This window comes from Enterovibrio norvegicus FF-33 (assembly GCF_000286835.2).
Classification (GTDB): Bacteria; Pseudomonadota; Gammaproteobacteria; order Enterobacterales; family Vibrionaceae; genus Enterovibrio; species Enterovibrio norvegicus_A.
Genome location: NZ_AJYD02000031.1, coordinates 153,541 through 174,596, shown reverse-complemented (window position 1 = coordinate 174,596; position 21,056 = coordinate 153,541). Strand labels below are relative to the sequence as shown.

Sequence of the window (21,056 nt, the reverse complement as noted above, 5' to 3'; positions counted from 1 at the left end):
ATGCGATTTGTTACGGTAAACAATTATAACACAATGACTTAAATGACTTTATTGCGTCATGATTCTTGGTGTAACAAAGATAAGAAGCTCCCGTTTGCCCATGGTTTCATAGTTACGGCGAAAGAGTTGCCCTAGTCCAGGAATGTCACCAAGTAGGGGGATTTTATCGACACCTTCCATCATTTCGTGTTGATAAATACCACCGAGCACGACAGTTTCACCATCATTAACGAGAACTTGTGTACCAATTCGCTGAGTATTGATAGCCATTGCTTCACCCGTACCCGCTTTTACTGTGCCAGCTGGCTTATCTTGGGTGACCTCCAAATCCAACACTAATTTGTTGTCAGGGGTAATTTGAGGTGTCACTGACAAACTCAATACCGCCTTTTTAAATGACACCGCCGCCGCGCCACTTGAAGACGCTTCCAGATAAGGCAATTCTGTCCCTTGTTCAATGTAAGCTGCTCGCTTGTTGGTTGTCAGCAAACGAGGGGACGAAATGATCTCAGCGCGAGACTCAGCCTGAAGCGCTGACAGCTCAAGATCTAACAGCAAGTCTTTGCCTAGATTAGCCACCTGAAAAGCAATGCTTGCCGCATTAGGGCTCACCGCGCCAAGGTTTACATTGAGGAAGTCATCGATTTCAATAGCATCAGGTTCATTATCTGCACCGAAATCTATGCGATCTGAATGTTGCCAATTTCCTTCAATCGACCCTCCCACATTGAAATTACCGTTTTGATTAGCGACACCCCAACGCACACCAATCTCTTCCAACGTTCCCTCATCAACGGTCACGATTCTCGCTTCTATCTCCACTTGCTGAACAGGAATATCCAATGATGCGATGAGTGACTTCACCACATCAATATTGTCGGCCAAGTCTCTGATCACTAGGGCATTCGTCCGTGAGTCGACAGCGATGCTGCCTCGCTCAGTCAGTAGACTGATCCCTTCATCTTCGTCGCCATCAAGCATGTTTTTAAGATCGACGGCATTGGCGTACTTAATATGCAGCACTTCTGAACGCAGTGATGCCAGCTCTCTTTCGGTGCGACGTTTTTCAAGCACCAAGCGCTCTTGCTCATCAAGCTCAGCTTTGGGTGCCACCAGCAAAATATTGCCCATCTGGCGCTTATCTAAGCCTTTTACATTCAAGATGGTGTCTAGTGCTTTTTGCCACGGAACATCATCGAGCCTAAGCGTTAAATTGCCATTTACCGTATCAGACACCACCAAGTTAAACCCATTGTGCTCTGCCACCATCTGCAGGACTGAACGCACAGAAATATCTTGAAAGTTAATCGATATATTGGCGTTTTTCTTCGCTGCTTTATCTTTTTTAGACTGACCGCTAGGCAGCGATGAGAACGGGATAATTTCTACCGTTAGCACATTATTGGTTTGATAATAGTCGTAACCAAAAAAGCCCTTGGTCTTTAGCGTTAATTGCGTGTCGTCGTCAACCGTCTGCACATCCAACGAGGTCGCGATGGTTTCGATCTGGTCAAGGCTTCTTGCTCCAATCAAGTTATCTTCGATTTGTGTCGCTTTGGCACTTATCGTCAATGTCTTGTCTTTCTTATCAAAGTTTGTAACAACGGATTTATCCGCAAATGTCAGGGTCAGCAGTGTTCGACCATTATCCCCCTTTGCAAATTCCAAGTTTTGTAACTGGTTGGCCGCAGACACAACGGGCGTCAGCAACAGACATGCTAAAGCAATAATCCAATGCACACCTCCGCTTACGTTGCCTTGGCATCCTTTCCTCAGGCTTCTCATTCTTTACCCTTATTTATTGTTATTTAGTGCCAATCTGACGTTACGTACTTGCCAGCAACCTAGGCCATCCGGCAAATGTTCTGTGAGAGATAATGTGTGCTGGCTAATACTGTCGACACGACCTCTATGATTTCCAATCATGCGTCCCAGCCCTACACGATGTAGCGTGTTATCTGGCGCTTCAACTAAGGCCCAATAACTGCCAGGTAAGCCAATTACACCTTTAAAATCTAACGACGCCAGCTCATACCCCTCCAAGGCGTCTCTATTATTCGGTAAATCATTAGGTTGCCAGCAATCGCCTTTTGCCAAGGTGTCCTCTTGCTCTGCGATGGGTAATACAAAGGGATCAGAATCAACAGTGGGCTCAAACGACATTGCCAAATAGCTAGGCTCTGGTGGCAATTGCGTCGCAGTCACCTTCGCAGAAGCGTAAGTCTGCACAATGAAGCGATCCAAATCTTGAGATGTCTCATGTTGCATGCAACCCGTTAACGCCAGTGTCACTACCAGCCCAGAAAGGTATCTCATTGCTCCCCCCCGAATTCCCTGTTTTCATATCGATAGGTATGCGCTGTCACCACAAAACGCAGATCGCTGCGCTTATCAACGCGTGAGACAGTGAAATCTTGCAGCGCGACAATACGTGGTAAACGAGCCAATGCAGCAGAAAACTGACCAATATCGCGATAGCTACCATTAAGTTCAATCTCAAGGGGGACTTGGTGAAGCCAACCGACACGTTTACCGCTCCGCCAATTGAGACGGGCAAAATTCAAGTTATATTGGAGCCCAGTATCATTGATACCTGCGAGTAAAAGGGCGAGTTCATCTTGTGCAGGAAGCTGCTGAGTTAAGCGCGCATAGTAACGCTGCAGCTCCTGCACTTGCTCTTCAACGTCGGGTAACGCGGCAACTTGCTCCGCTTTAATACGAAACTGCGTACGAAGCAGGCTCTCCTCTTGTTTTGCTGCATTTACTTCTTCCTGTGCTGGCAGCACAACAAAGAAAATAGAAGCGGCGAAAAGGGTTACAGCCAAAACGCCAAGCAAGATGTTTTGCGCGACGGGGGACCATTCAGGGATCTCATCGAGTTCCCAATCACGCCAATCAGCTGTCATTTTTTTTCTCCTGCGGCAAATTGGGAATGACATATCCCACAAGCTCAAACGTTGCCTTAAATCGCTTTTCCACCAACGTAGGGCGCGATGAATCACTAATGATGGAATGAATTTGCACGTTATCTGCGCCAACATCATCTTCAAGCAATGCCAGCAAGCTAGCCAGTTGGGCATTTGAGCGACTGCGCCCTTCAATGCTTACCTTGACTGAAGTCATAGATACTTTATCGAGTACAACGCCATCAGGCGTTATCTGAGGCAGGAGATTGAACAGCATGGTGGCGTTATTGCGTTGTTTTTGCAGCGAGTTGACCAAGGTTAAACGACGATGAAGCGCATCTCGCTCGATTTCTCTTTTTGCAAAGGTGCGCAAGGTGCTATTCAAACTGTCGATTTCAGTTTGCAAGCGTGCGTTACGCGTTTCTTGGGTGTTTAATTGCTGATAAATCACCCAACGCGACATCCCTACACATCCAGCCACGACTAAAATCGCAATCATTATTTTGTGGAAAAATCGTCGACGCATAGCCAAGCGTTTACTATCACGCCATGGCAGTAAATTAATACTGACGATCATGCGAGACTCCTCGAAGTGCTAAACCAATCGCGGTAGACCAAGCACTGACTGGCTCGTTGAGTTGCTCAATGATATTCGGGGAGTAGACCAGCCCCTGTAAGGGGTTGAGCGCCTGAGTAGGCCAAGACAAACACGTTTCAAGTAATGAAATATCAACGCTTTTCGCGCTCTCTCCTGATAGCCAAACATGTGAAACTTCTGCACCTGAAAGCTGTGTCGCAGCAAGTTGGTAATGACGCTTAATGACATCAGCAAGCTGTTCAGTAAAGTGCTGTCGAGCCAGTTTGGCATCAGAGGCTCCAGACAGTACCGGGGCGGGTAACTCTCGGTAAAACTGTCCCGATTGACCGTCTCCCATACAAATCTGTAACCGCTCACTACCCACATCGACCAACAAGCCTATGCCTTGCATCAACTGATGGCCTGACTGCTCGCGATATAAACGCATTAAAGCTTGAGTATGTAATTCGATCACAGAAAGCTCAAAACCCGCACTTTCAAGCCCATTGAGCGTCTCGTTAAGCATGGACTTTCGACATGCATACACCTCGGTCGCACTTTTATCGTCAAGCACGTGATAATCATAAAGCAGTTCGTCAATAGGCAGTCCAAGGCTTTCAGAGAGCTGCAAGCCCACTTGCACAAATTGCTCATGATCTGGCACGTCAGCGAGTGGCGGAAAACGTTTTACCGCAACACTGCTTTGCGGTACGCCCATGATTTGGTGTTTTGGCCAATGCCAAGGCATTGAGCAAGCTTTACTAATCTGCTTTTTTAACCCTCGTAGTACCGCTTCCAATGTTTCTACTTCGTAAGGCACAACCAAGAGCGTTTTTAACGCGACTGATTTGCTACCTTGCTGAAGTAAGGCCGCTCGCACAGCACTTGTGCCAATATCGATGCCCACTGTTGTTGTTACACCAAACATTTGCAGCGCTACCTTCTTAAAAGTCAGCATCAAGTAACTTTTTTGAAAGTTCTCTTTGCGGATCCGTTATTTTTTGTTCAGTTGTCTTTATACTAACGACACTAATCGATCTGACGGTTCGACAAAAAACGTGACGGGAAATATCAAGTGAAGTTCATTAAGCGGCTGCTTATCATTGCATTGATTTGCATATTGTTTGGAGTGGGTACAATCTTTGGGTTTTATATTTATGTAAAACCAGAGTTACCAGATGTAGCCACCCTCAAAGATGTCGAGTTGCAAACACCAATGCAGGTATTTAGCGCAGACGGCAAACTTATCTCTCAATTTGGTGAAAAACGTCGTATACCAGTCACTTACGATCAAATTCCTCAAAATTTAATGAATGCATTGATCGCCACCGAAGACAGCCGCTTTTACGAGCATCCTGGCATTGATCCGATTGGCATTACTCGCGCGGCAATTGTGGTCGCGATGTCTGGCTCAGCCAAACAAGGTGCGAGTACCATTACTCAGCAATTGGCACGTAATTTCTTCCTCTCTAATGAGAAGAAAATCATGCGGAAAATCAAAGAGATTTTCATCGCCATCCACATTGAGCAATTGCTGACAAAACAAGAAATCATGACGCTATACGTCAACAAGATTTTCTTGGGTTATCGCTCCTACGGATTTGGCGCTGCTGCACGCGTGTATTTTGGCAAAGAGTTGAACGAACTCACCCTGAGTGAAATCGCCACCCTTGCTGGCATGCCAAAAGCACCATCAACAATGAACCCGATTTATTCGGTAGAGCGCGCAACCCATCGACGTAACGTCGTACTAAAACGTATGTTGGACGAGGGCTACATTACGCGCTCTGAATATGAGCAGGCTCGAAATGAGCCGCTGGTTGCTCGCTACCATGGCGCTGAAATCGAGCTAAACGCACCCTATGTGGCAGAGTTGGCACGTGCATGGGCTGTAGATAAATACGGTGCAGACGTTTATGAATCAGGCTTGAAGGTTTACACCACGGTCGATTCTCGTCTGCAAAATTCAGCTCAAGAAGCTACTGTTAACAACTTGCTCTCTTATGACCAACGCCATGGTTACCGCGGCGCTGTTGCGACATTGTGGAAGGATAAAACCACGCCTTGGGATGCTGATAAAATCAAAGCACACCTCAATAAACAACCGTCTTATGGCGAACTCAAGCCCGCAGTCGTGACCAACGTTGACGCAAAAACCGCCGAGGTTGAACTTCAAAATGGCGATATAGCTACCCTGCCTTGGAATGGCATGAAATGGGCTCGTCGCTACGTCACCGATACCCGTCAAGGTTCTGCGCCGAAACAAGCCGCAGACATATTGAGTGCTGGTGAACAAATTTGGGTCCGGAATATCGATGACACTTGGCACCTCAGCCAAGTGCCGGATGCCAACACGGCCATGGTTGCTATCTCTCCTGACAATGGTGCCGTCAAGGCATTGGTGGGCGGCTTTAACTTCGTCCACAGCAAGTTCAACCGCGCAACACAGTCTATCCGTCAGGTAGGTTCAAGCATTAAACCATTCATCTACTCAGCAGCCATTGATCAAGGCATGACACTGGCAACACTGGTTAATGATGCCCCTATCAATCGATGGGACGCGAGTCAGGGTGTCGCATGGCGTCCGAAGAATTCGCCACCGACTTATGATGGCCCAACCCGTGCTCGCATCGGTTTGGCACAATCAAAGAATGTTATGGCTGTGCGTGTCCTTCGTCGTGTTGGGCTGGATGAAACAATCGACTTCCTCACCCGTTTTGGCTTTAAGCAAGATGACTTACCGCGCGCAGAAGCACTTGCATTGGGCGCAGGTAGTTTGACGCCAATGGAAATGGCGCAAGGATTTGGTGTATTTGCAAACGGCGGTTATTACCTCAAGCCGTATTACATTGAAAAAGTCGAAGATGCATTTGGCAAATTAGAATACAGCGCAACCCCGCAAACCATCTGCCATGAAAATTGTGATAACCCAACCAACAAGCGTGACTCAGCGAACTTGTCGGAAGAGGAAAATTTACTAGAGCAAACCGCAGGCATGGAAAATGAACCCGAGTTTGCACCTAAGGTCGTGAGTGAGCAGAACGCATTCTTGGTCAGAGAAATGCTGGAAGCAAACATTTGGGGCGGCGGTGATTGGCGTCAAGGTACGGGCTGGAACGGTACGGGCTGGCGCGCACAAAAACCGCTAAATCGACGTGATATTGGCGGTAAAACAGGGACGACTAACGACTCAAAAGATGCATGGTACACGGGTTTCTCCCCAGGTCTAGTGGCAACCGTCTGGGTGGGTTTTGATGATCACTCACGTAAATTGGGCAAAACGTCACGCAACGCCAACTTGGCAAATGATCAAGTCTCAGGTGGCGAAGCGGGCGCTAAAACAGCACAGCCTGCGTGGATAGACTTTATGTCAGACGCACTGGTTGATGTGCCAGAACAACGCAAGGTTGTACCATCAGATATCGTGAAAGTGCGTATCGATAGAGACACCGGCCTACTCACTCGTAAGAATGATGCCAGCTCGATGTTTGAGTACTTTCAAAAAGGAACCGAGCCGACAGAGTATGTCTCAGCGGCGGCATCAAATGGCGGCAATATTTATGAGTCTGAAGGCGAGGAGCTGTTCTAACACTTAACCGCTCACATCAATACTTACCATAAACAAAGGCGCCGATTGGCGCCTTTGTTACATTTAACCCACCCGTTTTTTCTAGCGGCTTACCGGATGACACACTTCTTTCATCGAATCCGCAATCACAACAGCCAGCTTTTCATAGCGTGTTCGCAACGGCGAGCCAGGACGATAGTCCAAGGTAACCAACCGTGTTGGCTCCGGATCAACCGCTTTGATATAAACCACGCCATCACGGTGCATACTTTTCGGGACGGATAACTTAGGCAACAAGGTGATCCCCGTTTCGGCTGCGACCATGTTACGCAGCGTTTCCAAGCTGGTTGCTCGGAATCGTGTGTCTTCTTTTGCACCTGCCGCAAAACAAAAGCCCAGCGCCTGATCGCGCAAGCAGTGCCCATCCGCAAGCATTAATAAGTTTTCTCCATGCAATGACGGCATAGTGATTTCTTTTTCTTTTGCCCAACGATGGCTTTCTGGCACAGCCACCAACATCGGCTCGAGATAAAGCGGGATTTCTTTAAAGTGCTCGGTCTCTTTGACTGTCGCGACGATAATGCAATCAAGCTTGCCTTCATCGAGCTGTTGCACCAATTGATGGGTTTGCGCCTCGTGCAAAAATAGCTCTAACTCAGGGAAAGCCTGCTTAATGGCAGCCACTATATACGGCAATAGATACGGACCAATCGTGGGAATAAACCCAACATGCAAAGGGCCCGACATCTCCTCCCCTTGTTGACTCGCCATTTCTTCCAGCACTTTTACTTCCATCAGGATCTTTTGCGCTTGCCTAACAAGCTGCATTCCCGCATCAGTAAACAACACTTTTCGGCTAGTACGCTCAAGCAACATCACGCCAAGCTCATCTTCAAGCTTGCGTATCTGTCCACTCAGAGTAGGTTGACTGACAAAACATGCCTCTGCAGCCTTGCGAAAATGCTGATGCTCAGACAAAGCCACCAAGTATTCGAGATCTCGGATATTCACGCCAAATGCCCCTTTGATAGATTTCACTTATTAAAATGATAAACCTAATCAATTAGATCTATCTACCCCTCTCGGCATAATATAACCACATCAACCGGGAACACCGGATTAAAGAACTAAAAAACAATAATTATTTAAGGGGTAACACCATGGAACTGATTAACAAAGAAGGTCAAAAAATCCCAAACGTAACGTTCCCAACTCGCCAAGGCGACGCATGGGTTAACGTCACAACTGACGAACTATTTGCTGGCAAGACAGTCGCTGTATTCAGCCTGCCAGGTGCGTTTACGCCAACGTGTTCATCCACTCACCTGCCACGCTACAACGAGCTGCACGCTGTCTTTAAAGAGCACGGCGTTGATGACATCCTTTGTGTCTCCGTGAATGACACCTTCGTGATGAACGCATGGAAAGCTGACCAAGACGCAGAGAACATTACCTTCATCCCAGACGGCAATGCAGAGTTTACTCGCGGCATGGGCATGGCAGTCGCCAAAGATGACATTGGTTTTGGTGAGCGCTCATGGCGTTACAGCATGCTAGTCAAAGATGGCGTAGTAGAGAAAATGTTCATCGAGCCAAACGAGCCAGGCGACCCGTTCAAAGTGTCTGACGCTGACACCATGCTGGCATACATTGCACCAGACCATAAACTGCAAGAATCCATTACCGTATTCAGCAAACCAGGTTGTCCTTTCTGCTCGAAAGCAAAACAACTGCTGATCGATAACAAGCTACAGTTCGAAGAAATTGTACTTGGTCAAGATGCCACTACCGTTAGCCTCCGCGCGATAAGCGGCCGTGCAACCGTACCGCAAGTCTTCATCGGTGGTAAGCACATTGGTGGTAGCGACGAGTTGGAAGCGTACTTCGCTTAATCTCAATCAATCGTCATCCAAGGGCTGCACATGCAGCCCTTATTATTTAGAAGCCTTATCGATTTATCGCGCCTTCTGGAATTTGTTTCATCTGGAGAAGAACAATGAAAACCTTGAATGTTGATGTAGCTGTAATTGGTGGTGGTACCGCAGGACTTGGTGCTTATCGCGCCGCAAAGGCACACACTGACAATGTTGTAATAATTGAAGGTGGCCCTTACGGAACAACATGTGCCCGTGTCGGTTGCATGCCATCCAAACTGCTGATTGCCGCCGCTGAAGCTGTTCATCACATCGAGAAAGCGCCAGGCTTCGGCGTTTATCCTCAAGGTGAAATCAACATCAACGGCCGTGAAGTGATGGATCGCGTTAAACGTGAACGCGACCGCTTTGTCGGCTTTGTGTTGGAAGGCGTTGATGAAATCCCTGCTGAAGACAAAGTGGCAGGCTACGCAACATTCATCGACAGCCATACACTGATGGTCGATGACCACACTCGCATCGAAGCAAAGCGCGTTGTTATTGCAACCGGCTCCCGCCCGACATGGCCAGCCCCTTGGAATGACTTGGGCGACCGCTTAATCATTAACGACGATGTGTTCGAATGGGACGACCTGCCTGAATCCGTCGCAGTATTTGGCCCTGGCGTGATCGGTCTAGAGTTAGGTCAAGCACTCCATCGTCTTGGCGTAAACGTGAAACTGTTTGGTGTTGGCGGGCAAGTTGGCCCACTGACAGATCCAACGGTAATGGCTTATGCAGACAAAGCCTTCAATGAAGAGTTTTATTTGGATGCCGATGCCAAGGTTGAAGAGATGGTGCGTGAGGGCGAGAAAGTTCATATTCGTTACCTCGACAAGCAAGGCGAGGAGCAACACATGGTCGTTGATTACGTGTTGGCAGCAACAGGTCGTCGTCCAAATGTCGACAAGTTAGACATTGAAAAAACGGGTATGGAATTGGATGCGCGCGGCGTACCGACAGCCGATCATTACACAATGCAAACCAGTGTTGATTCCATCTTCATTGCGGGTGATTCAAGCAATCAGATGCCTTTGCTTCACGAAGCTGCCGATCAAGGCCGTATTGCGGGTGACAACGCGGGTCGCTTCCCTGACATCCGTGCAGGTCTACGTCGCAGTAAAATATCTGCGGTATTCTCGGATCCACAAATCGCAATGGTAGGTGAAACCTACAAAGACATCACCTCTCGTCTTGGCACCTGTGGTTGCTTTGAAATTGGTACCGTGTCGTTTGAAAACCAAGGCCGCTCACGTGTGATGCTGCGTAACAAAGGCATGTTAAACGTTTACGGCGAGCAAGGCACTGGACGTTTCTTGGGCGCAGAAATGATGGGGCCAAATGCTGAGCACCTTGCACACCTGCTTGCATGGGCACACCAAAGCCAAATGACCATTTCGCAGATGCTTGACATGCCGTTCTACCATCCTGTGATTGAAGAAGGCGTGCGCACCGCCCTTCGTGACCTGAATGCAAAACTGCACCTAGGTCCTGAAATGATTAAACATTGTCTGGACTGCGGTCCGGGCTGCTAATCCACCCCTTATTGGAATACTGACGTATTCGTCTATTTGTAAACTTGCACTTTGCCCTCCTTTACGGAGGGCTTTTTTATTTGTAGTCTGCAAGCAGTTGATTGTTTAGGGCTAAACGCAAATGAGTTGCCGATTCTGCCAAGATGCATCCCTTTCCATACGCGCTAAACTTGGGCGCTGTAAACGCTGCATGATTCAGCTTGCAGTGATGAACTTGCTGCTTTGGCCAATTTGGTTTGTGTGGTTCAGCAACACACCCAAATCCATTGAATCGATTACGTTATTATTTGCAGGTGGCGCGAGTGCCATCTTGCTCGCACTTCATTTGATTTTGATGCCTTTTCGCCGAGGCGATTCAGACGCTCAGTCATAGCGGACTAAAAACAAAAAACCGGCCGAAGCCGGTTTTTTCATGTTTGTTATTCTCGCCATTTACGCAACGTTTGCTTTGGCAATCAGTCTGTCTTGGTCAAAAGTAAACTCAAGTGCCACTTCATCACACGCATGTAAGCGCGGACAACGTTCACAATCTTTCATCACTTTCTCTGGCAGCAAAGATTTTGAGGTTGGAATAAAGCCTTGTCCCATAAAGAACTCAGGAACACGTGTCAGTACAAACACTTTCTTGATAGCCATGTTTTTGGCTTTCTTCAACAAGTTCTGCACGATAGCACTGCCTTGCCCTTGGTTCTGCCAGCCTGCTTCCACGCCCAATGAGCGCACTTCTGCCAAACCTGAGTCATAAACGTACAATGATGCACAGCCTGTGACTTCGCCCTGATGCTCTGCCACCGCAAACGAGCCGATATCACGTACCAATTCATTGCGTTCACGCGGCAAGTTTTCACCCAGCCCCGCCCAGTAAACCACCATGCCTTCAATGGCATCGAGATCGGTCAGCCTTGCACCACGCACTTTCACCCGTGGAGAGTAACGCTTATCTAGGCGCTTCTCTGCCTGACTGATGGCATATTCCACTTGGGTTGGCGCTACGCCGCCCAAAGCACTGCGTTTTTCAAGGCAGGATTCAATAGTCAGGATCGGATAGACATCTTCATCAATCACGGACGAGAACTCTTTCATCTCATCCAGCGATAACTCTTCCAGTGCACAACCTTTTTCAATGGCGGCAACAACTGCAACACCCACAATATGGTGCGCTTCACGGAAAGGAATGCCTTTTGCAACCAAGTAGTCAGCTAGCTCTGTGGCGTTAGAATAGCCTTGCATCGCTGCTTCCAAGGTACGTTCTTTGTTGATTTTGATGCCATCGAAACAAAGTGCTGCCATCTCGATACAATCAAACCAAGTATCCAACGCGTCAAACAAGCCTTCTTTGTCTTCTTGCATGTCTTTGTTGTACGCCAATGGCAGTGCTTTCACTGTCATCATCATGGCGGACATTGCGCCGTAAACACGACCTGTCTTACCACGAATCAACTCAAGAGCATCGGGGTTTTTCTTTTGTGGCATCAGGGATGAACCTGAAGTGACTGTATCGGCCAACTCAACAAAGTTCGATTCGCCCGAGTTATAAAAAATCAGGTCTTCTGCCATACGTGACAAGTGAAGCATAGAGACCGTTGCCACCGACATCAGCTCCATCACATGGTCACGATCAGACACGGAATCTAAGCTATTGCGGGTTGCACGACGAAAACCCAGGCTATGCGCTAGCGCTTCACGGTCGATAGGATACGCAGTTCCTGCCAATGCTCCTGAACCCAATGGGCAGGTATCGAGGCGATTTAGCGCATCGCTCAAACGAGAATAATCACGTTCAAACATTTCTACATACGCGAGGCACCAGTGTGCAAACGTCACCGGTTGGGCGCGTTGCAAGTGCGTGTAGCCAGGCAATACAGTGCTTTGATTCACTGCCGCTACCTGAACCATTTGGTTTTGTAGCTTATCAAGAGCAAGGAGAAGCTGCTGACCCTGCTGACGACACCAAAGCTTGAGATCGGTCGCCACCTGATCGTTACGCGAACGACCTGTGTGCAGTTTTTTACCCAAGTCACCGACTTTGGCAATCAACTGTTGCTCAACCCAGCTGTGAATATCTTCGGCATCGGAGCGCAGGATCTGTTCTGGATCTTCCATCACAGCTAACTTAATTTCGTTCAGCGCCAACTCTAAACGTTGTTGTTCCTGCTCTGTCAGAACACCCACTGAGCGCAACGCTTTAGACCAAGCGATGGAGCCCACAATGTCCTGCTCCGCGAGGCGATAGTCAAAACGCAACGAATCATTAAACTGCTTAAAACGTGTGTCGGCTGCCTGACTAAACCTTCCGCCCCATAACGCCATATTTACTTCTCCTTAATCTCTATTGCTTCCAGCTATCTATTTTTGTTTTTTTTCATTTAGCGCACGAATGCGGCTTGATAGCGAGTAAAGACGGATAAAGCCACCAGCATGGCTGTGATCGTAAACATCATCTTCACCAAAGGTCGCAAACTCTTCTGAGTACAAGCTATTGATCGAGCGCTTCTGCACTACTGTAGCCTGTCCTTTGTACAGTTTCACTACCACTTCACCAGTCACCGCTTCAGCCAGCTCATCGGCTGCTGCCAAAATTGACTTGCACAGTGGGGTGAACCAACGACCATCATAAATCAGGTGAGAGGCTTTTAGACCAAGCTCTTCACGGAACTCGAAGCAATCTTTGTCCAATACCAGTTGTTCTACGCCACGCAGTGCTTCCATCATGATGGTGCCGCCGGGTGTTTCGTAACAACCGCGAGACTTCATACCGACCAAACGGTTTTCAACGATATCGATACGACCCACACCGTGGCGTGAACCTTTTTCGTTTAGCGTTGTGAGGACTTGATACGGTGACATTGCCTGACCATCTACTGCGGTCACTTCACCTTTTTCTACCATCAAGGTGACTGTTTCAGCTTGATCTGGCGCTTGCTCAGGATCAACCGTCCAAACCCAGCAAAGCTCGTTAGGTTGATTCCACGTATCTTCCAGAACGCCGCCTTCTGTAGAAATATGCCAAGCGTTAGCATCACGGCTGTAGATTTTCTCAAGGCTTGCAGTACAAGGGATTTTGCGCTCTGCCAGATAATCCAACAGGGCCTCACGGCTGCGAAGATCCCACTCACGCCATGGCGCAATCACTTTCAAATGCGGTGCCAGTGCAGCAAATGCACTTTCAAAACGTACTTGGTCATTACCTTTACCCGTACAACCATGACACAACGCATCAGCACCCACTTCTAGCGCACATTCAACCTGCGCTTTCGCGATGATAGGACGCGCCATTGATGTACCTAGCAAGTATTTGCCTTCGTACATGGCACCGGTTTTCAGGCTCGGGTAGATATACTCAGAGACCATTTCTTCTTTCAGGTCAGCGATGTAACACGCTGATGCACCAGAAGCGATGGCTTTTTCTTCAATACCAACCAGCTCTTCTTCGCCCTGACCCACATCGGCCACGAACGCGATGACTTCGCAGTCATAGTTTTCTTTTAGCCATGGAATGATCGCCGACGTGTCGAGACCGCCAGAATACGCAAGTACAACCTTCTTAATAGTGCTCATAGTAACTCTCCTTGTTACCGCTCTGACGGTCAGTACAGGCGGTGAACGACATAAATATAGGGATATAAATTCAGTTAAACAGTGAAACGGGTACCGATGTTGCCGCCGCTGAATAAATCAGCCAGCCGCTCAGGATAACGCCAACTCGCCACTTCAATCGGACGACCTAGCGCATTTGCCGCTTCAAACGCCGCTTTCACTTTGACGACCATGCCGTCCGTGATCACGCCGCTTTCAATTAATTCATCAGCCAATTTTGCATCAAGTGCTGGCATCAGCTTGCCTTTTCCATTAAGCACGCCACTAACATCTGACAACAAGACCAGCTCTGCATCCAGCGCAGCGGCAACCGCAACCGCCGCCTGATCCGCATTCACATTCATCAGTTCGCCATCAACATCAAGGCCAATCGAGCTGATAATGGGTACGCAACCTGTCGCCAAAATCGCTTGCAGTAACTTAGCGTCACCCGGCGCCGCTTTGCCCACATTGCCCAACTCAGGATCAAGTTGGGTAATATTACAAAGACCGCCATCTGCCAAACTCAGACCGACAGAGTGAATGCCGCTTCTGACTGCTTGCCCTTGTAGCAATTTGTTTGCCGTTCCTGCGAGTGCACCGGCGACCACATTAATCTGATCTTTTGGTGTGACACGCAGACCCTGCTTTTTCTCGACCTTCAGGTTCAGTGCTTTCATCAGGTCATCGACCAAGTAGCCACCACCGTGAACAATCACAATCTCACGATGCGCAGACGCTTTGTATGCAGCAATGGCGTTGAATAGTTTTTCTAGTGTCTCAGTGCAAGAAAGCGCTGCACCACCCAGTTTCACCACTAAAGGACGTAAACTCATCATGACTCTCCTACACAATGGCCGTTAACGGCGCAAACCCAAAACGAATGTTTATGCATTGCATGGCTTGGCTCGCCGCGCCTTTAAGCAGATTATCGATAGCAGAGGTCAAAATCACGTGCTGCCCTTTCACCGACCAGCCTATATCACAAAAACCTGTGTGTTGAACCGATTGCAATTTCGCGCTTTGGCCAGCACCCAGTGGACGCACCAATGGCATATCTTGATAAGCGCTTTCAAGTGCATCAGACACCGCAGATTCTGTCACATCATCCGCTAGCTTTGCTGTAATGGTTGCGAGAATACCGCGTTTGAAATTACCAAGATGAGGCGTAAATATCACATCACAGCCAAGGTGCGTTGCAATCTCTGGCTGGTGGCGGTGGCTGAATATGCCATAGGCATGTAGGCTAACTTCGCAAAAGCTGTTCGTCATCGATGCTTTACGTCCTGCACCGGAAGCGCCGCTCACTGCATTGATCACTGGCCATTGGTTTAGATCCAACAAGCCATTATCAATCAGCGGCTTAAGAGCCAATTGTGATGCCGTTGGATAACAGCCCGGCACAGCGATGAGATCGGCAGTTGCAATCGCTTCATGGTTCCATTCTGCCAAACCGTAAACGGCTTTATCTAGCCAATCTGAATACTGGTGTTCAAAACCGTAAAAGGTGGTGTAGAAACTATCAGACTGAACGCGAAACGCGCCCGACAAATCAAACACCTTGCAGCCCTGCGCCAAAAACACAGGCGCGATATCGTGGCTGACTTCATGGGCTGTCGCCAGCAACACGACATCTGCTGTTTGCGCCACGCTCTCAACACTGCTAAGCGGCAACAATGGCAAATCAATCAAACCTTTTAATGTGCCATGAAGATCGCTGATCGGCTTACCCGCATCTGTACTGTTTTCAGATACATAAAGACCGGTCAATTCAAGTTGGGGATGGAGGTGAACCATTCTGGTCAGCTCGGCACCGGTATAACCGCTGGCACCGACGATCACTGTCTTTAACATAAAAATCCGTTTTGCTGTCTGGTAATGACTAGATGAAACATTCAGCTCACTCAGCTGCAGGAGGGGCACACGCACCCAACGTTATGATTAACGTCGGCGTCGTCGCTGGAGAAGGGGGGTTGAGAACTTATCCATTTCGTATCGTACCTTTCGCTGCATCCAATGAGCTTTATAATTGTTTATTCATTTAAAATGAATTTATATGTGCTTTTTAGCGTGATAAGTGACTAATGTCAACAGTATACTCAAAATAAAACCGCCAAGATTCTCACTCGCTCACAGATAATGTATCGCGTTCACTTTATTGTAATTTTGTTACAACTCCCAGCGCGCCCAAGTAGTATGGGGATGGACGTGAAAAAGTATCACTTTCAGTACGTATAAGATTGACCTTAGGGCCTCTCATTGGCTAGATTGAGCCATTACGATTGCAATTTGGATGTAACAAAGTTACGAAATGGATGACTTATGAATGACAAGTATGACGCTCTAAAAAGCAACGTCAGTATGCTGGGTCACTTGCTGGGTAATACCATCAAGGGCGCCCACGGCGATGAATTGCTTGCAAAAGTAGAAGAGATTCGACAGCTTTCTAAATCGGCATCAGCTGGAAACAAAGACGATCACGCCAAGCTCATTGACGTATTGCAGAGTCTTCCCAATGACCAATTACTCCCTGTAGCACGCGCGTTCAGCCAGTTTCTTAACCTCACCAATATTGCAGAGCAATATCACTCTGTTTCCCGCAACTGCGAAGAGCTGATCTGCAGCCCTGATGCTCTGGATGACTTGTTCCAACGCCTGAAAGGCAACGATGTCTCTAGTATCGATGCAGAAAAAGCCGTTGAGGATTTGAAGATTGAGCTGGTGTTAACCGCACACCCTACAGAGATTGCGCGTCGAACCACCATTCATAAACTCGTTCAGATTAACAAATGCTTGTCGAAGCTAGAGCTTGATGATCTTTCCAGCACCGAGCGCGGTAAAGCAGAATTGCGCCTAGAGCAATTGATCGCGCAAGCTTGGCATTCCGATGTTATTCGTCAGCAACGTCCGACGCCCTTAGATGAAGCGAAATGGGGCTATGCCGTTATTGAAAACAGCCTATGGCAAGCCGTTCCTGAATTCCTGCGTCAGTTTGATCAAAAACTAACACGCCACCTTGGCCATAGCCTTCCGGTTGATGCTGCGCCAATTCAGATTTCAAGCTGGATGGGTGGCGACCGCGACGGTAACCCATTTGTGACGGCGGAAGTGACCCAAGAGGTGCTGCTACTGTCTCGCTGGAAAGCTGCCGACTTGTACCTCGGTGACATTCAGGAGCTCGTCAGCGAACTGTCGATGACTCGCTGTAATGACATTGTCCGTGCAATGGCAGGCGATGAGCACGAACCGTACCGTGCGATTTTGAAATCCCTGCGCAAAACACTCACCAATACGCTGGAGTGTCTTGATGCACAAATCAAAGGCCAGCATATTGATGAAAAAGATATTCTGACCAACGTTGATCAGCTGTGGACACCGCTGCATGCCTGTTACCAATCACTGCATGAGTGCGGTATGGGCATTATCGCTGATGGCTTGTTGCTCGATACGTTGCGTCGTATTCGCTGCTTCGGCGTTAACCTCATCAAACTCGATATCCGTCAAGAAAGTACCCGTCATGCTGACGTGTTGTCTGAAGTGACCCGCTGCCTTGGCATGGGCGACTACAGCCAATGGAGCGAGCAAGACAAACAAGCATTCTTGATCCGTGAACTCAGTTCAAAGCGCCCTCTGCTGCCTCGTGACTGGGAGCCATCTGATGACGTACAAGAGGTATTAGATACTTGCCGTATCGTTGCCCAGCAGCCGCGTGAAGCCCTAGGTTCATACGTTATTTCGATGGCACGTACTGCATCGGACGTCTTAGCGGTTCATCTTCTGCTTAAAGAAGCAGGTTGTCCGTTCCGCTTGGATGTTTGCCCGCTGTTTGAAACCCTCGAAGATTTGAACAATGCCGAATCGGTGATCAGTCAACTGCTGAACATTGATTGGTATCGCGGCTTTATCCAGAATTTCCAGATGGTCATGATTGGCTACTCGGACTCCGCCAAAGATGCCGGTGTCATGGCCGCAGGTTGGGCGCAGTACAAAGCCATGGAGTCACTGGTTTCGCTGTGTGAAAACGCTGGGGTTGACCTGGTATTGTTCCACGGTCGTGGAGGGTCAATTGGTCGCGGTGGTGCACCTGCACACGCGGCATTATTGTCTCAACCACCACGCAGCCTAAAAGGCGGCCTGCGCGTGACAGAACAAGGTGAGATGATCCGCTTTAAGTTAGGTCTCCCTGATGTCGCTACCAACAGCTTAAATCTGTATGCCAGTGCCATCCTTGAAGCCAACTTGCTGCCACCTCCGGCACCAAAGCAAGAATGGCGCGATCTGATGGAGACACTGAGTGACGTTTCTTGTGATGCGTACCGCGATGTTGTGCGTGGCAGTAAAGATTTCGTTCCTTACTTCCGCTCAACCACACCAGAGTTAGAGCTTGGCAAACTGCCATTGGGATCGCGTCCTGCAAAACGTAACCCGAATGGCGGCGTAGAAAGCTTGCGTGCAATTCCATGGATTTTCGCATGGAGCCAAAACCGCTTGCTGCTGCCTGCTTGGTTAGGTGCGGGTCAAGCCATCCAATACTCCATCGATAATGGTCACTTGAAGCAACTCGAAGAGATGTGTCGTGAATGGCCATTCTTCTCAACCCGATTGGGTATGCTCGAAATGGTGTTCACTAAAACCAGTCCATCTATTTCGCAATACTATGACGAGAAGCTAGTTGATGAAGCGTTATGGCCTCTTGGTGAGCAGCTTCGTGAACGCTTAGCGCAAGATATCAAAGCCATACTGATGGTCGAGAACAGCGATCACTTAATGGAACAAAACCCATGGGGCGCAGAAGCGATTCGTCTGCGTAACATTTATGTCGAGCCACTCAATATGCTTCAGGCTGAACTACTTAGCCGCACGCGCGCTTCAGAGCAAGAAAGCCCTGAGCTCGATGAAGCATTGATGGTAACCATCGCCGGTATTGCAGCAGGTATGCGTAACACCGGATAAGTGAGAAATCGAATCAAAAGTAAGAAAGGCTGCTAAGTTGCAGCCTTTTTTATTTTCAAAAAGGCTTTTTCGATTGTTGTTGGATTGATAATGTTATTAATATGTTTTCATGTCTAGTCTGAGAATTTTCACTGCTCAGACCAAGGCAAAACACCGACGTATAATTAACCGTTTTGATGTCGTGGTGTATCGCCATTTTTCGCCCCGCTACTTTGGGTGTAAATAATGTTGGCCTTTGGCGATACTAAGGACCATTAATGACGAATCGATCCACCCAGTGTTGCGGAAATAAATAATTCGCCATAGAGCGACGTCCCAGGGCTAAGGATCGCCTTTTTAGATTTTGGATAGAAGAGATGTCACTACCGCATGTAATTCTCACGGTGTTGAACCATCGTGATGCAACTGGTTACGATATAACCAAAGAGTTTTCTCACGCCATCGGCCACTTCTGGAAAGCCAGCCATCAGCAGGTTTACCGTGAACTCAACAAACTCGCCGATATGGGCGCAGTAAGTTGTCGGCTCGAACCACAAGACGGCAAACCTGATCGCAAGGTCTACACCATTACCGATATCGGCAGGCAAGGTCTGTACGAGTGGTTTTTGCTTCCTGCAAAACACCCGACTGATCGTGACGAAGTGTCAGCCAAACTGCTGACATGCAGCATATTTGAACCCACTCCGATGATCGAGCATATGCATGCATTGATTGATGAGTCACGTATGCAGCTCAGCCAATATCGTGATTTAGAGCGAAACCAATATTCAGATTCTTCTTTACTGACCCGAGAAGGTCGCTTGGAGCGCCTGACATTGCGTCGCAATATTCTGCGCAAAGAAGCATGGCTGACATGGGCAGATGAAGTGCTGCTAGAACTGGCAGCGATGGAAGCGACAATGGCCAATCAAAAGGCCTTTGCCTCCCGCTAAGCGAATCCGCTAAAACAAAAACCGTCGCAATCGCGACGGTTTTTTTATGTCTATGGCATACACGAGCTCAAATGCTCTGTTATCCCTAAGGTCGCAGTCATATTAAGCGCCCGGACGTACACCCAATGTATGACACATCGCGTAAGTCAGTTCTGCTCGGTTCAAGGTATAGAAGTGAAAATCTTTTACACCCTCACGGCTCAATACACGGACCATGTCGATGGCTTGACTTGCACCCACCATTTGACGAGTGACAGGGTCGTCATCCAATCCCGCAAACTGATTGTGCATCCAGTTTGGTATGCGCACATTGGTCATGTTGGCAAATCTTGCTGCCTGCTTGAAATTCGACACAGGTAAAATGCCTGGGATAATTTCTACATCAATACCCGCCGCCACACAGCGATCGCGGAAGCGTAAATAGCTTTCTACATCGAAAAAGAACTGGGTGATCGCGCGATTCGCCCCGGCATCGACTTTGCGCTTTAAGTTGATCAAATCCGCTTGTGCACTCTTCGCTTCTGGGTGAACTTCTGGGTAGGCCGCCACCGAAATATCAAAATCTGCTTCACCTTTTAGCAATTCAACCAAATCTGATGCGTACATTTCAGGCTTCTGCCCTTTCTCAGGCAAATCGCCACGCAGTGCGACGATATGGCGAATACCACTGTTCCAGTAGTCGCGAGCAATGATTTTAAGTTCATCACGCGTGGCATCGATACAGGTCAAATGCGGGGCGGCTTCGATGCCCGTTTCCTGCTTGATGCTTTTTACGATGGAGTGGGTACGATCACGCTCACCAGAGTTTGCACCATAGGTCACAGACATAAACTTAGGCTGAAGGTTTTTCAAACGCTGAACCGATGCCCAAAGCGTCTGCTCCATGGCTTCTGAACTTGGTGGGAAGAATTCAAACGAGACGTTGATATCGCCGTTCAAATCGGAAAGATTCTGATTCAGTGAATCCAGATGGCTAGCGTGTGAGTAACCCATTGTGTCTCCCTACTTCAGTGACAGTTCACTGAAAAAATCCTTGATGACGACATCCGTTTAGCCGTCTATATGTCTAGATATTGAATTGCAAGCAACTCAAAGT

The 21,056-nt window shown here is 48.3% G+C and carries 17 protein-coding genes; 6 read left to right on the top strand and 11 right to left on the bottom strand.

Annotated elements, in window-relative coordinates:
- Positions 1-48: 48 nt before the first annotated feature.
- From A1OO_RS07970 to pilM, 5 genes are read right to left on the bottom strand one after another with little or no spacing between them, the layout of a single operon-like run.
- Positions 49-1,785, bottom strand: a complete 1,737-nt coding sequence (locus tag A1OO_RS07970) for a type IV pilus secretin PilQ (RefSeq protein WP_241819069.1) — start codon at positions 1,783-1,785, stop codon at positions 49-51.
- A gap of 9 nt (positions 1,786-1,794) precedes the next feature.
- Positions 1,795-2,316 carry a pilus assembly protein PilP gene (locus tag A1OO_RS07965; protein WP_017002697.1) on the bottom strand — a complete coding sequence of 174 codons (522 nt, stop codon included), beginning with the start codon at positions 2,314-2,316 and terminating at the stop codon, positions 1,795-1,797.
- Positions 2,313-2,906: a type 4a pilus biogenesis protein PilO gene (locus A1OO_RS07960; RefSeq protein ID WP_017002696.1), complete on the bottom strand. Its 594-nt coding sequence runs from the start codon at positions 2,904-2,906 to the stop codon at positions 2,313-2,315. The genes A1OO_RS07965 and A1OO_RS07960 overlap by 4 nt, the downstream gene beginning before the upstream one ends.
- Positions 2,896-3,483 (bottom strand): PilN domain-containing protein, encoded by a 588-nt coding sequence (locus A1OO_RS07955; RefSeq protein ID WP_017002695.1) that lies wholly within the window; start codon positions 3,481-3,483, stop codon positions 2,896-2,898. The genes A1OO_RS07960 and A1OO_RS07955 overlap by 11 nt, the downstream gene beginning before the upstream one ends.
- Positions 3,467-4,441, bottom strand: a complete 975-nt coding sequence (gene pilM / locus A1OO_RS07950) for a type IV pilus biogenesis protein PilM (protein ID WP_017002694.1) — start codon at positions 4,439-4,441, stop codon at positions 3,467-3,469. Before pilM ends, A1OO_RS07955 begins: the two co-directional genes overlap by 17 nt.
- 117 nt (positions 4,442-4,558) lie before the next feature.
- Between pilM and A1OO_RS07945 the strand changes: the two genes are divergently transcribed.
- The gene (locus A1OO_RS07945) at positions 4,559-7,072 is read left to right on the top strand and encodes a penicillin-binding protein 1A (RefSeq protein ID WP_017002693.1); all 2,514 of its coding nucleotides are present in this window, start codon (positions 4,559-4,561) and stop codon (positions 7,070-7,072) included.
- Between the two features lie 81 nt (positions 7,073-7,153).
- Here the strand turns inward: A1OO_RS07945 and oxyR are convergent, their stop codons facing one another.
- A complete protein-coding gene (gene oxyR, locus A1OO_RS07940; protein ID WP_026023775.1) occupies positions 7,154-8,062 on the bottom strand; it encodes a DNA-binding transcriptional regulator OxyR in 909 nt (302 codons plus the stop codon).
- 149 nt (positions 8,063-8,211) lie between these two features.
- Here oxyR and A1OO_RS07935 point away from each other — a divergent pair, with 149 nt between their 5' ends.
- The 3 genes from A1OO_RS07935 (at position 8,212) to A1OO_RS07925 (ending at position 10,872) form a co-directional block, all read left to right on the top strand.
- The gene (locus tag A1OO_RS07935; RefSeq protein ID WP_016961958.1) at positions 8,212-8,943 is read left to right on the top strand and encodes a glutathione peroxidase; all 732 of its coding nucleotides are present in this window, start codon (positions 8,212-8,214) and stop codon (positions 8,941-8,943) included.
- Positions 8,944-9,047: 104 nt separating this feature from the next.
- Positions 9,048-10,499 (top strand): dihydrolipoyl dehydrogenase, encoded by a 1,452-nt coding sequence (locus A1OO_RS07930; RefSeq protein WP_016961957.1) that lies wholly within the window; start codon positions 9,048-9,050, stop codon positions 10,497-10,499.
- A 121-nt stretch (positions 10,500-10,620) separates the two neighbouring features.
- The gene (locus A1OO_RS07925; RefSeq protein WP_026023774.1) at positions 10,621-10,872 is read left to right on the top strand and encodes a DUF3624 domain-containing protein; all 252 of its coding nucleotides are present in this window, start codon (positions 10,621-10,623) and stop codon (positions 10,870-10,872) included.
- A 59-nt stretch (positions 10,873-10,931) separates the two neighbouring features.
- On the opposite strand, the gene argH is transcribed toward A1OO_RS07925, so the two are convergent.
- The 4 genes from argH to argC all read right to left on the bottom strand — a co-directional run bounded on the left by argH (position 10,932) and on the right by argC (position 15,929).
- A complete protein-coding gene (gene argH / locus A1OO_RS07920; RefSeq protein WP_016961955.1) occupies positions 10,932-12,809 on the bottom strand; it encodes an argininosuccinate lyase in 1,878 nt (625 codons plus the stop codon).
- 36 nt (positions 12,810-12,845) lie between these two features.
- Positions 12,846-14,057 carry an argininosuccinate synthase gene (locus A1OO_RS07915; RefSeq protein ID WP_016961954.1) on the bottom strand — a complete coding sequence of 404 codons (1,212 nt, stop codon included), beginning with the start codon at positions 14,055-14,057 and terminating at the stop codon, positions 12,846-12,848.
- A 74-nt stretch (positions 14,058-14,131) separates the two neighbouring features.
- Entirely contained in the window at positions 14,132-14,911 is a 780-nt protein-coding gene (gene argB, locus A1OO_RS07910; protein WP_016961953.1) for an acetylglutamate kinase, read from the bottom strand.
- 10 nt (positions 14,912-14,921) lie between these two features.
- Entirely contained in the window at positions 14,922-15,929 is a 1,008-nt protein-coding gene (gene argC / locus A1OO_RS07905) for an N-acetyl-gamma-glutamyl-phosphate reductase (protein ID WP_016961952.1), read from the bottom strand.
- A 468-nt stretch (positions 15,930-16,397) separates the two neighbouring features.
- On the opposite strand from argC, the gene ppc reads away from it, so the two are divergent.
- Both ppc and A1OO_RS07895 read left to right on the top strand, forming a co-directional pair.
- Positions 16,398-19,028 carry a phosphoenolpyruvate carboxylase gene (ppc, locus tag A1OO_RS07900; RefSeq protein WP_017002692.1) on the top strand — a complete coding sequence of 877 codons (2,631 nt, stop codon included), beginning with the start codon at positions 16,398-16,400 and terminating at the stop codon, positions 19,026-19,028.
- Positions 19,029-19,384: 356 nt separating this feature from the next.
- A complete protein-coding gene (locus A1OO_RS07895) occupies positions 19,385-19,960 on the top strand; it encodes a PadR family transcriptional regulator (RefSeq protein ID WP_016961950.1) in 576 nt (191 codons plus the stop codon).
- Between the two features lie 102 nt (positions 19,961-20,062).
- Here the strand turns inward: A1OO_RS07895 and metF are convergent, their stop codons facing one another.
- Entirely contained in the window at positions 20,063-20,953 is an 891-nt protein-coding gene (gene metF / locus A1OO_RS07890; protein ID WP_016961949.1) for a methylenetetrahydrofolate reductase, read from the bottom strand.
- Positions 20,954-21,056: the final 103 nt, after the last annotated feature.

Coding starts and splice junctions, on each gene's coding strand:
- A1OO_RS07970 (WP_241819069.1), bottom strand. CDS start 1,785: ATGAGAAGCCTGAGGAAAGGATGCCAAGGCAACGTAAGCGGAGGTGTG.
- A1OO_RS07930 (WP_016961957.1), top strand. CDS start 9,048: ATGAAAACCTTGAATGTTGATGTAGCTGTAATTGGTGGTGGTACCGCA.
- A1OO_RS07925 (WP_026023774.1), top strand. CDS start 10,621: ATGAGTTGCCGATTCTGCCAAGATGCATCCCTTTCCATACGCGCTAAA.
- A1OO_RS07935 (WP_016961958.1), top strand. CDS start 8,212: ATGGAACTGATTAACAAAGAAGGTCAAAAAATCCCAAACGTAACGTTC.
- A1OO_RS07955 (WP_017002695.1), bottom strand. CDS start 3,483: ATGATCGTCAGTATTAATTTACTGCCATGGCGTGATAGTAAACGCTTG.
- A1OO_RS07915 (WP_016961954.1), bottom strand. CDS start 14,057: ATGAGCACTATTAAGAAGGTTGTACTTGCGTATTCTGGCGGTCTCGAC.
- argC (WP_016961952.1), bottom strand. CDS start 15,929: ATGTTAAAGACAGTGATCGTCGGTGCCAGCGGTTATACCGGTGCCGAG.
- ppc (WP_017002692.1), top strand. CDS start 16,398: ATGAATGACAAGTATGACGCTCTAAAAAGCAACGTCAGTATGCTGGGT.
- argB (WP_016961953.1), bottom strand. CDS start 14,911: ATGAGTTTACGTCCTTTAGTGGTGAAACTGGGTGGTGCAGCGCTTTCT.
- argH (WP_016961955.1), bottom strand. CDS start 12,809: ATGGCGTTATGGGGCGGAAGGTTTAGTCAGGCAGCCGACACACGTTTT.
- A1OO_RS07895 (WP_016961950.1), top strand. CDS start 19,385: ATGTCACTACCGCATGTAATTCTCACGGTGTTGAACCATCGTGATGCA.
- pilM (WP_017002694.1), bottom strand. CDS start 4,441: ATGCTGACTTTTAAGAAGGTAGCGCTGCAAATGTTTGGTGTAACAACA.
- A1OO_RS07965 (WP_017002697.1), bottom strand. CDS start 2,316: ATGAGATACCTTTCTGGGCTGGTAGTGACACTGGCGTTAACGGGTTGC.
- A1OO_RS07960 (WP_017002696.1), bottom strand. CDS start 2,906: ATGACAGCTGATTGGCGTGATTGGGAACTCGATGAGATCCCTGAATGG.
- metF (WP_016961949.1), bottom strand. CDS start 20,953: ATGGGTTACTCACACGCTAGCCATCTGGATTCACTGAATCAGAATCTT.